This is a genomic window from Paenibacillus sp. VTT E-133291 (assembly GCF_002264395.1).
Taxonomy (GTDB): domain Bacteria; phylum Bacillota; class Bacilli; order Paenibacillales; family Paenibacillaceae; genus Paenibacillus_AQ; species Paenibacillus_AQ nitricinens.
In genome coordinates, this window is sequence record NZ_NFVA01000073.1 from 18,734 (window position 1) to 35,362 (window position 16,629).

The 16,629-nt window shown below is 41.6% G+C and carries 12 protein-coding genes; 7 read left to right on the forward strand and 5 right to left on the reverse strand.

Going from position 1 to position 16,629, the window contains the following annotated elements:
• Window positions 1-153: 153 nt before the first annotated feature.
• Window positions 154-2,415 carry a helix-turn-helix domain-containing protein gene (locus tag CA598_RS23640; protein ID WP_094874571.1) on the forward strand — a complete coding sequence of 754 codons (2,262 nt, stop codon included), beginning with the start codon at window positions 154-156 and terminating at the stop codon, window positions 2,413-2,415.
• Window positions 2,416-2,508: 93 nt separating this feature from the next.
• On the opposite strand, the gene CA598_RS23645 is transcribed toward CA598_RS23640, so the two are convergent.
• Genes CA598_RS23645 through CA598_RS23655 form a run of 3 tightly spaced genes read right to left on the reverse strand, consistent with a single transcriptional unit; the run spans window position 2,509 to window position 6,030 of the window.
• Window positions 2,509-4,122 (reverse strand): extracellular solute-binding protein, encoded by a 1,614-nt coding sequence (locus tag CA598_RS23645; protein WP_094878103.1) that lies wholly within the window; start codon window positions 4,120-4,122, stop codon window positions 2,509-2,511.
• 35 nt (window positions 4,123-4,157) lie between these two features.
• Window positions 4,158-5,066 carry a carbohydrate ABC transporter permease gene (locus CA598_RS23650; RefSeq protein WP_094874569.1) on the reverse strand — a complete coding sequence of 303 codons (909 nt, stop codon included), beginning with the start codon at window positions 5,064-5,066 and terminating at the stop codon, window positions 4,158-4,160.
• A 16-nt stretch (window positions 5,067-5,082) separates the two neighbouring features.
• On the reverse strand, window positions 5,083-6,030 hold the full coding sequence (locus tag CA598_RS23655) for an ABC transporter permease (RefSeq protein ID WP_094874576.1): 948 nt from the start codon (window positions 6,028-6,030) through the stop codon (window positions 5,083-5,085).
• A 497-nt stretch (window positions 6,031-6,527) separates the two neighbouring features.
• Between CA598_RS23655 and CA598_RS23660 the strand changes: the two genes are divergently transcribed.
• The 6 genes from CA598_RS23660 to CA598_RS23685 all read left to right on the forward strand — a co-directional run bounded on the left by CA598_RS23660 (window position 6,528) and on the right by CA598_RS23685 (window position 14,234).
• Window positions 6,528-7,478, forward strand: coding sequence for an ABC transporter permease (locus tag CA598_RS23660; protein ID WP_094870502.1), 951 nt, complete (start codon window positions 6,528-6,530; stop codon window positions 7,476-7,478).
• An 11-nt stretch (window positions 7,479-7,489) separates the two neighbouring features.
• Window positions 7,490-8,419: a carbohydrate ABC transporter permease gene (locus CA598_RS23665; protein WP_094878104.1), complete on the forward strand. Its 930-nt coding sequence runs from the start codon at window positions 7,490-7,492 to the stop codon at window positions 8,417-8,419.
• Between the two features lie 92 nt (window positions 8,420-8,511).
• Window positions 8,512-10,008 (forward strand): ABC transporter substrate-binding protein, encoded by a 1,497-nt coding sequence (locus CA598_RS23670; RefSeq protein ID WP_094878105.1) that lies wholly within the window; start codon window positions 8,512-8,514, stop codon window positions 10,006-10,008.
• Window positions 10,009-10,193: 185 nt separating this feature from the next.
• On the forward strand, window positions 10,194-11,936 hold the full coding sequence (locus CA598_RS23675; protein ID WP_256990618.1) for a sensor histidine kinase: 1,743 nt from the start codon (window positions 10,194-10,196) through the stop codon (window positions 11,934-11,936).
• Between the two features lie 2 nt (window positions 11,937-11,938).
• Entirely contained in the window at window positions 11,939-12,700 is a 762-nt protein-coding gene (locus tag CA598_RS23680; protein WP_094878106.1) for a response regulator transcription factor, read from the forward strand.
• Between the two features lie 40 nt (window positions 12,701-12,740).
• Window positions 12,741-14,234: an ABC transporter substrate-binding protein gene (locus tag CA598_RS23685; protein ID WP_094878107.1), complete on the forward strand. Its 1,494-nt coding sequence runs from the start codon at window positions 12,741-12,743 to the stop codon at window positions 14,232-14,234.
• A gap of 73 nt (window positions 14,235-14,307) precedes the next feature.
• On the opposite strand, the gene CA598_RS23690 is transcribed toward CA598_RS23685, so the two are convergent.
• Window positions 14,308-15,798: an MDR family MFS transporter gene (locus CA598_RS23690; protein WP_094870420.1), complete on the reverse strand. Its 1,491-nt coding sequence runs from the start codon at window positions 15,796-15,798 to the stop codon at window positions 14,308-14,310.
• Window positions 15,799-15,815: 17 nt separating this feature from the next.
• Complete coding sequence (locus CA598_RS23695; RefSeq protein WP_094870421.1) at window positions 15,816-16,418, reverse strand: TetR/AcrR family transcriptional regulator; 603 nt, start codon at window positions 16,416-16,418, stop codon at window positions 15,816-15,818.
• Between the last annotated feature and the right edge of the window lie 211 nt (window positions 16,419-16,629).

The window sequence follows — 16,629 nt, forward strand, 5'->3', positions numbered from 1 at the left end:
TTCAAAAAAACATTTGACATAAAAATAAATATCCGCTATAAACATCCTATTATGGAATATAAATAAGTATTCAAGCGCCGATCTATATCTTGCTGTATTCAAAGCTTGATAGAAACATCTCCATGTATACTCCATAAAAAGGGGGAAAACACTTTGAACTATAACTATTTCAAATCGAAATTGTTTCTGAAATTCACTGGTTCGTATCTACTTATCCTTCTTATTCCGCTTATATTTGTAATCGTTTTCATTTACCGAAATGCTACCGATAATTTACAAAAGGAGATTGAAAATGCTCACTTTAATCAGCTCACCCAAATTAAAACGGTAGTGGATGGACGCATGAATGATTTAAGAGATATGGCGTCACGGATGTCATACGACGCTCGTCTCGCTCATTATCGCATACTGGATCCTTATGAAAGTCGTGACGCGATAGCGGCACTAGATAGCTACAAATCTTCCAATTCCATTGTGGAGGATATATTTCTGTACTATCATCATGACCCTAATATTTATTCCAATCATGGCATGTATAGCCTGGATGTATTTCGTAGCTCCTATCAGTTTGGAAGCTGGAAGAATGATGAACTTGTGACTGCTTTAAACTCGTCCAAATTTCCATCCATTCGACTTACGAACATGCTGAATCAAAATTCACCACTCGAGCAATCTGTATTAACCTATATCCTGCCGATCATTCCCAACACCTCAGATCCATATGCTTCTGTCATGTACCTCATTAAAGAGAAAGAGTTGGCATATCTGATCGATTCCGTTCTCGGTAACTATCGAGGATTAACGTATATTTTTGATAATCATGGACGTGTTTTATCCTATAGTGGCCATGGAGATACAGTTAGCCAACAGGATATCCAACGGTTATCAGAGCTTCCACCCGGCATACATAATCTATCGATAAACAACGAAGATCATTCGGTTATTTCCGTCACATCGGATGTCAATGGCTGGTCATATGTGACTTTAATGGCGAGTAATCAATTTTTCAGTAGCGTGCTTAATGTTCGGAGCTTCATCATTATTTTATTCATTGTGATCGCCATTGTAGGAACGGCCATCGCTCTATTATTCGCTCGGATGCAATATCTTCCGATTGCTGAGCTCGTTCGCTTCACGAACAAAAAAACAGATACACCGGCCTCCGGAAATGAGCTCGAGTATATACGATCAACATTACAGCAGTATAGCTCCAAGGTTGATCTCCAAGAGCCCTATGCACGCAACCATGTTCTCTCCATGCTATTAAAGCATGGACATGCACAAATGATGACGCATGGAATATTCGATACCTTTCATCTGCACTTCGAGCAAAGTCATCATTTTGTCATGATGATGGGCTGGGATGACTTAGAACAGCAGCATCTTCAGGCGCGACAAGAAGTACATCGCAAGCTTGCGTATATTGAATTTCCAGCGCTTGCTGCACAAGTATACGGTGTAGAGCTCCCGCAATTGGATCAGCTCGCACTCATTGTGAGCTTACAGCTCGAAGATGATGAGGCACTCGCTGCACAAATCGTTCATATCGTGGATGCGATCCGTGAATATACATTAGGCATAATGGATATCCACCCGATGATCGGTGTAGGCAAATGTTATGAGAGCCCTCAGCAGCTTAATCAATCCTTTGTTGAGGCTTGCTCCGCCTTCGAATTACGTAAATCGACCGAGCATGGAACCACCGTGTATTTTGAAAAGCTATCCAGTGCCCATGATCAAACGGTGTTACTCCCTAGTAACGAGCTATTAAAGCTTGCACAAAGCTTGAAGCAGGGCAACTACGAAGTCGCCAATCAAATTATTCACACAGCCATCCATGGGCTTGATAATAAACAACGATCTACCCTGCTGATGCGATGCGTATTGTTCGACCTGCTGAATACCATGCTCAAAACTGCAGTTGAGCTAAAGATGGATAACATGATGCAGTCTGCTTCTCCCCATTTCATGAATGGTCCCGTCCATCTTATAGAGCAGAATTTCTACCGTTTAGCCACTCAGATTTGTACACAGGTAGAGCAGACGCATAAAAAAGAAGAACATTCACTTATGGATCATATCGTTGCTTTTATCGACCAGCACTATGTTGATCATTCACTTAGCCTTGAATCTGTTTCTGCTGCGTTTACGATTTCACCTTCCCATCTCAGTCGTTCATTCAAGGATAAGGTCGGCATCAACTTCGTCCAATATATTTGGCAAAAACGATTAGATAAGGTCAAGGAACAGCTCGTAATAACAAGTGATCCGTTAAAAGATATTATCCAGCGCGTCGGCTACCTCGACACACCAAACTTTATTCGAAAATTCAAAAAGGAAACCGGTTATACCCCGGGCCAGTATCGACAGATGAATAGTAATCATCCCAATACTGAGCCTAACGATACCGTATAATCCTTTCTCGGTTAGGGTTCATCATAACTTTCCGGTCATACCTAGCATGACCGGAAAGTTTTTCAAAATATGAGAATGTATAAGCTTCACAAATTATTTGCTAGCAGCCCATGTATCGTATGCTTGTTGATACGTTGATTCGAGCTTCTCATACCCCATTTTTTTCATTTGAGCGATATATTTGTCCCAATTGGTTAATGGCTCTGCGCCTGTAACGAATTTCGCTTCCATTTCCTTCACGTATTTATCCAAATCGGAACGGAGTGTTTTGATTTCCGTCTGTTGGTCTACCGTCAGGAATACCGATGGGAAGGGAGCCTTTGCAATAGGTGTAAGCTTTGTAGCTGTTTCTTTGTCAATCCAGTCATCAAAGCTAGTACGAAGACCTAAAACATAGCTGTTCTCATAGGAACCTGGTGTATTAATCCCGTAGTTTGGCGTGATTGTACCGCGGTATTCTTCACGATCCGTACCATCTGGAACTGGCAGCCATTCTTTCTCGCCTGTTGCTTTATCTTTGTATTTAAATAACGTACCTTCAGGTCCATATGCCCAGAAGGAATACCCTTCTTCGCTAAATTGGTAATCAATCCAGCGCATACTTGCTTCCGGGTTCGGGTTCGTGTTAGAAATCGCGAAACCGCCAATGGTGTTAATACCAGGATGCTTGCCGTATACAGGTGTTCCAGCAATATCACTAGATACAGGCTGCATCATCGGGTTATCTTCACTCGGTTCACCACCAAGCGTGAAGTATGGAAAATAATCGGAGAATAAGGCCACTTGATTGTTTTTCCCTTTTGCTTTCTTCTGCTCATCGGTTTGAGAGAATGTTTCATGATCCAGCAAATTCTCGTTCCATAAGCGATTCAAGAAGGTTAAATATTCTTTGTAGGCTGGTTCAGCTTGTGGAAAGTGTACTTTGTTCTCCTTATCTACGTAGATATCCTCGTTATACATCCCCCAGAATCCGAGGAAGAACATCCGTAAATCATCTAATTTCACAGAGGATAGAGGAACCTCATCGTCTTTACCGTTTCCGTTCGCATCTTCCTCTTTAACCTTCTTCAAATAGTTGTATAGCTCTTCTGTTGTCTGCGGTAATTTGTTCTCCATGCCGAACTTCTTCAAGAACTTCCCGTTATACCACATCGGTCCACGATACCATACCGCAGATGGCTGAATATTGCGTAGTGCATAGATATGTCCATCTGGTGTTGTCATTGATTTGCGAATATCCGGATTTGCATCGAGAATTTTTTTTAAATTAGGTGCGTAGCCCTCATCAATGTATTTTTCTAAAGGCAGCAACAATCCTTGACTTCCGTAGGTAACTTGATCCGATCCTTTTAGATCCGCCGCATAAAAAATATCGGGAAGCGTACCGCTTGCAAATACCAAATTCTTTTTCGTCTCAAAGCTGTCTTGTGGGGCGTTTTGAATCTTTAACTTAATATTCGTCATCTTCTCGTATTCCTGAATAACAGGCATCTTGTTCCAATCCTGACGCCCTACATCCGGTGCCATAATAGAAAGCTCAATCGGATCATCCACGATAGGAAAGCCCGTCTTATGAACCTCTGCGGCTGTGTCTGAGCTTTCTGTGCTTGCCGTCCCCTTATCGCCACTCGATCCACATGCAGTAAAAATAGAAATTGACATGGAAAGACATAACAACATGAGTCCAGTTTTACGATAATTCATCATACAAAAACCTCCCCTTTTTTACTTGTATCTTAAGATCAACCCTTAACAGAGCCAATCATGACACCTTGCACGAAATAACGTTGCAAGAATGGATAGACAGCAATAATCGGAAGCGTAGATACGATAATGACCCCATACTTCACAAGTGAAGCAATTTCTGCCTTGTTGTTCTGGGCTGCTGCAGCTGTCGCATCGATAATGCCACCTACTTGCGATTGCATTTCCTGAAGAACGAGAATCTGACGAAGCACAAGCTGCAATGGATATTTCGCATCATCATTCAGGTAGATCATGGCGCCGAAATAGCTGTTCCAATGCCCTACCCCGTAGAATAAGGCCATAACTGCGATAATTGGCATCGATAACGGGAGAACAATCCGCAGGAATAATCGAATATTCGTCGCGCCATCGATTTGAGCCGCATCTTGAAGCTCAGCTGGAATGGAGTTCGCGAAGAAGGTACGAGAGACGATAATATTCCAGATTGACGCTGCGCCAGGAATTACCAGTGCCCACATCGTGTTGACCATGCCTAGCCCTTTTACCAACATGTATGTAGGGACGAGACCGCCTCCAATGAACATCGTTACCATGAACATCCCCATGAAAAACCCACGGCCTACAAAGTCCTTACGACTGAGTGCATATGCCGCTGGCATCGTAACGACCAAGTTAATCGTTGTGCCTAGCAATGTATACAAAATCGTATTTCCATACCCCGTCCAAATCTTCGAGTTCTGAAATACAATCTCATACCCCTTAAAGGTAATTCCTTTTGGAAAGAGCCACATTTCACCGGAAGCAACCATCTTCGGATCACTGATGGATGCGCTAATAATATATAAGATGGGATATGCGACTAACAGCAATGCTATTGCCACATACGTATAGATGCAAATTAGGAATATTCGGTCTCGCTTAGATAGCTTTATACCTGATACCATAAATTCCAACCTCCTTCTACCATAGACTGTTCTCGCTCGTACGGCGGACAATCTGATTCACCGTAATGAGCAGGATGCAATTGACAATGGAGTTAAATAAACCAACAGCTGTTGAGAAGCTATATTGCGCATCGACAAGACCAGATCGATAGACAAAGGTTGAAATCACATCAGAGCTTGACATATTTAACGAATTTTGCAGAAGTAATATTTTTTCAAAACCTACACTTAACAAGCCACCCATATTCAGAATTAATAGAATGGTCATGGTCGGTATAAGCGCTGGTATATTGATGTGGCGAACACGTTGGAAGCGAGAGGCCCCGTCAATGATTGCCGCTTCATGTAAGCCTGGGTCTACACCCGAGAGTGCCGCCAAATAAATAATCGTCCCCCAACCCGCACTCTGCCACACGCCTGAGAATACATACATCGTCTTAAACCAACCAGGGCTTGTCAGAAACTGCGGTGCACTAAAGCCTAAACCTTCAATGGCATGAATAATCATACCGTTCGATGGAGACAAGAAGGTAATAATCATCCCCGCCATAACAACGACAGAAATGAAATGAGGTGCATACGTAACGGTCTGAACAAGTCGCTTGAAGAAGCCATCCTTCACTTCGTTAAACGCAAGCGCCAGAATAATTGGGATTGGGAATCCAATGGCTAATTCATACAAGCTAATACTGAGCGTGTTCCACAGCAAATCCCAGAAATAGTACGAGTTAAAAAATCGAATGAAATGATCAAAGCCTACCCATTCACTGCCAAAATAGCCCTTTGACGGAATGTAGTTCTTAAAAGCAATCTGAATCCCATACATCGGTCCATAGCTGAAAATGAGGAAGTAAAAGAATGCGGGTGCGATAAAAATGTAAAGCTCCCAATTCTGACAAATCTTCTTCCATGTCTCGTTTCTGCCCTTACGCTTTTCTTTCGGTGCTGAATTCACAGTTCGCATATGTACGCTTCCTGTTTCATGCATCGCGACATCCCCTCCTTATAGGTAATGATGAGAACATTCTGATCATCGAGTGAGCATCATTATCTATCGAATTGTTATCAATCGCATTAATGCTAGCGCTTACATTTACACTATATAGAATCGAGCGAATCGTAAATATGTCATTCTCGCTTATCAAGAATTTCGTGTTGTACTGCGGGATGATATACGTTTCACCGCTATGTTGATGTTCCAGAAGTGTGTCATTCTTGCGCTTTTCGCTCATCATTCCGTTGTATTACAATGCCAAAGCTGCTCACAGAGGCAATGTGTATAAATCTCCATAGAACATGTTTTTTTTGCGCATTTAAAGGGAATTCATCCTAAATCTAACGTTTGTTGACTGAAGTATCATGTTTCTTAACTGGAAGCATCTCACTGTACTTTATAAAATTAATTCAGGGAAAGCGGTTACAAATGGCAGCATGTATGAAACACATGAAGGAGCGGATGATATGAGCACTAAACTTGAACGCAGCAAAATTAGAAAGCGCATACACTGGCGAAAGCAAGATTCCGAGTTAACCCTGCTCGCCTTGCCGACATTCATCTGGTATATCTTATTTTCTTTCTTACCGATGTTCGGTATGATTATTGCTTTTAAAAATTTCAAAATCAGCGGCAACTTTATTAGCAACGTAATAAATAGTTCATGGGTCGGCTTCAAAAACTTTGAATTCTTATTCAAATCAAATGATGCCTGGATCATTCTTCGTAACACGATAGGGTATAACATCATTTTCATTATTCTTGGCATCGTGTTACCGGTAATGTTCGCCATTATGATCAGCCTGCTGCATAGCCGCAAAGCAAGCAAGGTTTATCAGACCATGATGTTTCTGCCCTACTTTCTGTCATGGGTAGTTGTCTCTGCTGTAGGCTGGGCCTTCTTCAGCTTTGATAAAGGCATCCTCAATCAATTTCTTGTGGGTATTGGGCATGATGCAGTGAATTGGTATATGGAACCGCAATATTGGCCCTACATTCTTATCTTTTTAAACATCTGGAAGAGCATTGGTTATGGCATGATTATTTATCTGGCCACCATCACGGGAATCGACAGCACCTATTATGAGGCTGCAGTTATTGATGGAGCTTCAATCTGGCAGCAGACACGCTTCATTACCTTACCCATGCTAAAGCTGGTCATTGTCATGATGTTCATCCTGTCAGTAGGTCGTATTTTTTACACGGATTTCGGACTATTCTATCAGGTCACACGAGACTCCAACTCCCTCTTCAATGTGGCCACAACAGTTGATGTCCTAGTTTATAAACAGCTAAAGACCGCCACCGTAGGAATGGCATCCGCTGCCGCTTTCGTCCAATCGATGCTGGGCTGTATTACCATTCTAAGTGCTAACTGGATCGTTAAAAAAATCGATTCCGACAGTGCAATGATCTAGGAGGAGAGACTATGGCAAAGACACCCACCTATCAATCTGGCTTGGAGAAATTCAACCGCACAAGTAACGGCATCAATGCTTTGTTCACCCTAATTTTTATTCTGCTGGCCATTGCCTGTGTCGTGCCTGTGATCGTCGTGTTATCCATTTCGCTTACCGATGAATCCTATATTCGTGAAACAGGATACAGCATTTTTCCAACCGCTCTATCCGGAGATGCTTACTCTTATATCGCCAAGCAAGGAACGATGATTCTGCGGGCGCTAGGTGTATCCCTACTTGTAACTGTCGTAGGTACTGCACTTGGCGTGCTGCTCACCACAACAATGGGATATGTCATTTCACGCCCGGCTTACAAGCTCAAGAACTTTCTCACCTGGGTTGTATTCATCCCGATGGTATTTAACGGGGGGCTTGTCTCCAGTTACTTTATCAACACAAATTTCTTGGGACTCAAAAACAGCGTTTGGGCACTCATCCTGCCGCTCGCAGTATCCTCCTTTAACGTTATTATTTGTAAAACCTTTTTCATGAGCACGATCCCTGATGGCTTAATCGAATCTGCTGAAATTGACGGGGCTAGTCAGTTTCGCACCTTCTTCTCAATCATTCTCCCGATCTCCTTGCCTGTACTAGCTACGATTGGACTGTTCCTCTGCTTCGGTTACTGGAACGACTGGTTTCAATCGATGCTGTATATCGATAATCAGAATCTCTATTCGCTACAAGCGTTACTTAACAGCTTAATGTCCAATGCCGATGCGCTCGCCCGAAACTCAATAAGCATGGGTATCAGCTTTGCTGAGCTGGTCGCAACAATGCCTAAAGAATCTGCCCGTATGGCTGTTGCTATTCTCATCGTGTTGCCTGTTGCCTGCGCGTATCCCTTCTTCCAGAGATACTTCATTACCGGCCTTACCATTGGCGCAGTCAAAGGCTAGTCCCGAAATAAGCCAAGCCAAGCTTGGTTTATGATATATAACCGTACTTTTACTACGGTACTATTCATCATTCAACACTAGGAGGAGTTAAAGTGAAGAACACCCTAAAGTTCGCCTCAACATTGTGTATTCTCGCATTAATGCTGTCCCTGCTTGCTGCATGTGGCAGCTCAAAGCCAGCGGCGTCCACAGCAACCAATGAAAACGAGAGTGGCACAACTGCTACTGATGCACCAACCACCAAGGAAATTCCTACATTGGTATGGTGGCTGATCGGCGGACAGGTTCCTGAGAATTTTAGTAAAGCCGTTGAGCAAATGAACGAATACACCGCTGAGAAAATCGGTGTCAAAGTGGACATCAAAGTGGCTAGCTGGGGAGAATGGGATACAAAAATCAACACCATTGTGAATACGGGTGAACCCTTTGATATGATGTTTACCAACAACACAAAGTACAGTAAGCAGGTCGCTATGGGAGCGTTCGCGGACATTACGGATCTGGTACAAAGTGAGGCCCCTGAACTTTACAAGTCTATCCCTACCAAAGTATGGGATGGTGTGAAAATTGGCGGAAAATATTTTGCTGTACCGACGTATAAGGATTCTTCATTAACTCAATATTGGGTATTCGATGACAAGCTTGTACAAAAATATAATATTGATTACCAAAACATTAAAACGATGCAAGATTTAGACAAACCTTTTCATGATATGAAAGCTGGTGAAGGCAAAAGCTTCTACCCGTTGCAGTTGATCCAAGGCGAAGGCTTCCCGGGCATTTTAAACAATTATGATGATATGACTTTAGGTTTCAATCCTATTGGAGTAAACGTTGAGGATGCTTCCAGGAAAGTCGTGTCCGTGTTTGAACAACCGGAAGTTATGACTAACTTAAAGCTGCTACATCAGTGGTATAAAGATGGTATTGTTAACCCGGATGCACCAACTAAAACTGAAGGCGACAAATACAGAGCATTCTTCTCCGCACAAGCCTTCCCTGGCGCAGAAGCTGGCTGGCAAATCACCGCAGGGATAGACAAATACGTCATGACTCAAATTTTTGGGCCTTTGTATACAACTAGTACAATTCAAGGCTCGATGAATGTAATCTCGGCAAATTCCAAATACAAAGTGGAAGCTATGAAATATTTGCAATTAGTGAATACAGATCCTAAATTAAGAAACATGCTTGCATTTGGTGAATTAGGCGTCGACTATAAGAACATTGACGGAGAGAAATCCATTGAGCGGATCAGTGATACATGGCCTTTGGCAGCGTACTCCCAAGGTACCTTCTTCAATCTTGCGGTTACGAAGGGAGCTCCTCTAGATCAGTGGGAACAAGTAAAAAAACTGAACGAACAAGCGGCATCCTCTAGCGTATTGGGCTTCGCACTTGATATTGGTGAGTTGCAGACTGAGGTTGCTAACTGCCAAGCTGTATATGATAAATATAGATATGAACTGCTTACAGGCGCTTCTGATCCTGAGAAGGTAATCCCTAAATTGCTGTCTGAGCTGAAAAATGCAGGAATGGACAAAATCATGCAAGTTGCTCAAGAACAAATCAACAATTACTTTAAGTAAAGCTTATCGAACTCACATGGTATATCAGCGCTGATATACCATGTATTTTCCTTTCATACTTTAAAATTTATTTGAACTAAAGTTACGCTTCATATATATTTACAGTGAATTATATGCTCTCTCAACCACAGCAACGAGAGACTTATTCCTCTATATTATGTGTCTGACCTTAGGGGGCATTACAAATGAGGTTTTGGAGGAGTTCTTTTTTTCACATTAAAATATATCGTAATAAATTTTGGGCATACCTGATCTTCATTGTAACCATCGGGTTAACACTGGGCACTATGACTAGCGCTATTCTTATTAATCAATGGATCGGAAACGCACGGATTGAAGCTGCGAATGCCTTTTCCCGTATTGAGAACAACTTTCAGAATGATGCCGACCGGATTGAAGCTTACATGCAAAGATTGTATTCCAATCAGGATCTGATGAAAGACGTCCGTTATTTTATGAGCCCTTCCGTAGAAGGGTATCTGACTAAAAGATTGAAGAATAGTCCTTATTCATCACAATCACTGCTCTCTTTTCCTGAGGATACTAAAACATATCTTTACAGCTGGGCCCAGGGAGATATTACTCAAATCAGCGTTCATACCAAGGACTACGGAAATGTTATCTATTTTAATAGTTTTGGTATTCCTAGCTTCCAGTTTGGCGTTCCAAATTCTGACGAAATCTTTGATGAAAGTATACAAAAGGGCTTCGTCTCTCGCAAAAAACTAAATCAAAGTGCTACAGAACCAGGGGAAATCCACTTCCAGATCAGTAGCAAGCGAATATTCAGTATCGTAAATAATTATCAACTCGGTAATGCGGCTATAATCAACCCCTCTACCGGGGAGATATTCAATATTGGTAATAATAAATCCATGACGGAAGAAATCACCCAACAAGCGGTTGCGAATAATAATAATCATGGCTTTATCGTATATAAAGGATATATTCCCATTTTCTATGTTACCTTTACATCTACCAAATACAATTATCGATTTATTAGTACAGTAGACTTGGCTGCACTAATAAGTCAGCATAGCACGGTGTTGCTCAATATATTTATGATCGTCTTTACCGCTATGATCTGTGTACTCCTGCTCGTAGTCTACAACCTTCGTGATGATTCGCGATTTCTGCACCGTATTATACAGTCAATCAAACGTGCGAAAACTGCTGACTTCACCCCAAATAAGCCTGCACGTTATCGTATGAATGAATATGGTATGATTGCTCGAGAAGTCGACGATATGATACACCAATTAGACAAATATATTCGAAATGAATACTTACTTAAGTTAAAACAGCAGGAAGCAGAAATGAAAGCGCTTCAACATCAAATCAACCCACATTTTCTTTATAATACCTTGGAGGTTATTCGATCTACTGCATTGGTTCATCAGAATGAGCCTACCGCAGATGCGATTGCAACCTTGGGAGCGTTGTATCGAGAAATTGTTAAGAAAGAAAATATTATTTCAATAGGCAGTGAACTAGAGCTGTTACGAAAATACCTGCAAATTATGGAGTTTAAATATCCTGAGCACTTTTTTTACCAAATTGATGTTGAAGATACTATTCTTGCTCTTTCTACTGTGAAGTTCTGGATGCAGCCCTTGGCAGAAAACTTCTTTGTCCATGGGTTTGATATAAATAAGGAATTTAATTTATTTATCGTGTCTGGTTGGGAAGATGAAGACTTCTATAGACTGGATTTCATTGACAATGGCGTACGAATTGATGAAGAACGGTTAACTGCCATCAGACGAATCCTCTCGAGTAATCATGACCATGCCACCAAAAGCATTGGATTATATAATGTCTATGCCCGGCTTAATTTTTTCTATCAAGACGATTTCTCGATTAGTATTGAGAACAACGATGAAGCTGGTGTCAAAATCTCTGTACAGATTTCTAAGAGAGGTGATTAGATTTGTACAAACTTTTGATTGTGGATGATGAACCTCAGATTTTGGAAGGTATGAAACGTATTCTGGATTGGGAGCATTACGGATTTAAACAAATAGAAACCAGCGATTCCACTGAAGATGCCGTATTTAAAGCTGTAGATCTAGTTCCTGATATCGCAATTATCGATGTGTGTATTGGCAAAAATCTAGGGTATGATGCTATCCACAAGCTAAATGCAGTGAACCTTCCAACCAAATATATTATTATAAGCGGCTATAGTGACTTTCAATATGCCCAACAAGCCATTCGTTGCGGAGTAAAGGATTACCTATTAAAGCCTGTGGATCGAATCAAGCTGCAGGAGGTCATTGAAAAAATAATAATCGAAGATTTACATGGCACGATTAAAGATGTGAATGTTGACTCTATGAGTATTGATCCAGTTCTGGGAATGCATTACGATGCCTTCTCAAAGCTGGTCAATCGTATATTAATTATGATTAAAACAGAATTTGCTCATAATATTTCATTAAAATCCGTCGCAGACCGGTTTCAAATGAACAGCACCTATCTGGGACAAATCTTCATTAAAGAAACAAGTATGAAGTTCTCAGAGTATTTAATGAGCTATCGCATGCATCGTGCACAGGAGCTCATCCAAACGACTAATGAGAAAATACACTGGATTGCCCTTTCTGTTGGTTATAACAACCTGAACTATTTTTATACACAATTTCAAAATCATTTTGGTACCTCACCCTCAAGTTTACGGATGAAAAGTTAAGGCTGGATCTATATTGCAAAGTGATTTAGGGGGCCGTGTCATGAATAGATATAGCTGCTTCATCTGTGGCATTATTCTGCTGTTCATTACATTGTTAACTGGCTGCACCAAGCAGAATTTGAACGCTGCGAACTTTAATGCAGAACCCACTGTAAATCTGATTTATTATACCATCGGTGATCCTGATAAGGATCTTGCCCTTGTCAACAACAAAATTAACGAGATATTAATGAAGAAAATTGGAATTACCATAACTTACAATAAAATTGGTTGGCAGGAATATGATGATCGCATGAATACAATGATCTCCTCTGACAGCCCTTTTGATATTGCGTTTGCTCCTGATTATGCCAAATACGCAAATCGTGGAGTATGGCTTAAATTAGATGACTATTTCACGAATCTAGCCAAAGAAATGTACCTTGCGATTGACCCCATCTTTTGGAAAGGGGCCAAGATGGATGACGGGTTTATCTATGGTGTCCCCACTAACAAAGAATTGGCTGTGCGTGAGCATTGGATGTATCCTGATTCTTTGGTCAAAAAATATCACGTCGAAGTTAACCAATATAACACACTGGAATCGCTGGAACCTTTGCTTCGCATGATACAAAAAAATGAACCCGATTATTTACCCATGGAGCTTGATCGAGACTCACACAATTTTTTTGCTATGTACGGCTACGAATATATAGGGGACAACAGACTCCCATTAATGATCCAATCTCTGGATCCTACAGCTCCCGTTGTCAATATCTTCGAAACCCGTGAAGCCAAACATATATTAGATACGCTAAGACGTTATTACCAATTAGGGTTCATTAATCAAGATGCCGCCTTAAGAGAACCAGGAAGTTTGAAACGTGGTCTTAAGGTATTTTGGGAATCTGGTAGTGGCGGTCCACTCTCTGAGAGCGTCTGGAGTGACGATCTGGGGTATAAAATTGTAACCAATCCAGTAACACCCGAGGTGGCAACTACGGAAGCCGTGCGCGGAGGGATGATGGTTGTGAATGCAAATACGAAGCATCCTGTGGAGAGCATCAAATTTCTAAACCTATTGAATACCGATCCTGAACTGCGTAACTTATTTCAATACGGCATTGAAGGCGTTCATTATACGCTGGATCAGAATGATCAGGTTATCCTAATTTCGACAAAAGACAGTCAAGGAAATCCGCTTCCTAAGGCGAACGGCGGCTACACTGGCATACAATACACTCAGGGAAACTGGTTTATCTTAAATACATTAGGTGGAAGCTACCCTGACCCATTAAACAAGTGGGAACAATTCCGCATCTACAACTCCCAGGTTGTGGAGTCCGAAGTACTGGGCTTTACTCCCGATCTGTCAGAGGTCGATGAACAAATTGACAACATTGAGATTGTCTGGCGCAAATATTATCCAAGTCTTATGACAGGCAGTGTCGATGTCGATACCATTCTCCCGAAATTCAACCATGAGCTGTATGAAGCAGGTATTGATAAAGTAAATAAGGAAATCCAAAAGCAATTAGATATTTGGAGGAAATAGAAAGTCACTGTAAAGAAAAACCCCCAAGAAAGACACTTTAGACAAAGTGACCTTCTTGGGGGTCTTTATAAGATTAGTGACCCATCATCATCGCTGGATCTACCTCTTCACTGATTTTTTCAATTTGCTGCATCTTCGGCTTGCGAAGAATTAGCGACATAACGATACCAACACTTACGATACAAGCGGTCAGGAAAAATGTATCTCCAAATCCAGCTACTAAGGCCGTTTGTGGATCGCCTGTTTTTCCGATTGTCGCCATGTGAGTATTAATATGAGATGTCAGATAAGCTGTAAGACCTGTTACTGCAAACGACACGACAACCTGTTGAGCTGCTGAGGTCAACGGCGTCACACGGCTAACCAAATCACGTGGAGCTGAGTTTAATACATGTGTATTGAGTGGCATCATGGTTGACCCCATACCTAACCCCATCACACACACCGCGACAATAACCATCCAAATCGGTGTATCCACATTTACCGTCGAGAGTATAAACATCGCAGCGGCTATAACACTCAACCCACAGAATGCTAATGGACGAGCTCCAATTTTATCAAACAACCGACCACTAATCGGCATCATCAGACCCGCGCACAACGCTTGCGGCATCACGATCCAACCGGTATGAAGTGCGGTATAACCTTTAATATTCTGTAAATACAAAGGAATCATCAGTGTAGCTCCGAACAATGCCATCTGTACGATCCAAGTAAGAATAATACCACGTGTGAAATCAGATGATTTAAACACCTTCAGTTCGAGCAATGGATACTTCTGTCTAAGCTCCACTATAATGAACAAGATTAATGCGATACCACCGATGGTTAAGCCTGTAATCGCACCGGTTGAAGACCAATCTGTTCCCCCTTCGCTCACACCATAAGCAAGCATAGCGAACGCGATCGGCGCAAGACACATCCCGAGAATATCAAGATGTGTTGACTTCTGAGGCTCAGTCTTCGGTAAATATTTCTTACCCAGAATAAAGGCCAAGATGCCAATTGGCAAATTGATAATGAAGATCCAGTGCCAGCTCACATAATCGACAAGATAACCGGAAATTACAGGACCAAAAGCTGGTGCCATCAACATCGGAATCCCGAGAACACCCATAATAGAGCCGCGACGTTCAGGCGGAGCTAATTTGAATACCATGGCCATCCCGATCGGGGCAACCATACCGCCGCCTAGACCTTGAATAATACGGAATAAAATCAGTTGCTCGGGTGATTGTGCTAAGCCGCATAGAAGTGACCCTAAAGTGAACATCACAATCGTTATAAGGAAAATTCGCTTTGCGCCAAATTTATCTGTCATCCACCCGGCAAGTGGAATGACTGCGGATAGTGCTAATGTGTACCCCGTTATTGCCCATTGAATCGTCTTTAGATCTGTATTGAAATATTCCACTAATTTGGGAATTGCATTATTAACAACTGTACTATCCAGAATAACCATAATCATACCAACGATAATCGCAAGCAGAGGTGGCAGAATAGCTTTTAGGGAGAATGTGTCGCCTTCCTGCGTAAGGGGTTTTGTTGCAGCATTTGATGTCATTGTGATACCTCTGCTTTCTAAATTTTGACTGAATATTTGTGAAAATAATGCTCGAAAAACAAGTCGATGCTCTCCTCAATCGATAAAGGGATATCGAGTAGAGACGATTGAATGCGATCGTTCGGCTGACATTTAGCAGCAGGATTAACTTTGGTGAACGGTGACATAATGGCAGCAAACATATGCTGTGTCATCAACAATAAAGTCTTTGGATCTGTTATACCTGTCACTTCTGTCATGACTGCTCTTAATTTTTCGAACCCTTGTTGCTTCATAAAATGTACATATTCGGCCACCGATTCAAACAATGGATCATGGCCAAGAATTCGCTTAAGCAAATCAGGATAGTCTTGAAGAAATGAAGCGTACGTCAAAATGAATTGTTTCAACCGTTCGATTGGCGGATGCTCCACAACATCAAATATGTCAAACGCTGAGCGGAATGTTTCCAGAATCATCTTCATTGCTTCATGAATAAGCTTTTCTTTCGACCCGAAATAATAATTAATCAGCGCTACATTAGTGCCCGCTTCACTAGCAATTTTCCGAATGGTGACACTATCAATCCCTTCAGACTTAATCAATTGCAATGTGGCGTCCAAAATCTTCTCCTTCGTCATATAACTCTCCTCAACTCTACATACATTTAAACAGCGTTTAAAACAATGATTAATATACCTTGAAAACTTAATACGCGTCAATGGAAATTTCAGAAAATACCCCCACTGTTTTCAAAAAAGACGGAATCATGCGATGCAGGGCTTAAATCTGAAGAACAAAAATAACCGGCCGAGAATATATTGATATGCTCCCATCATAGTAGACAGTAGA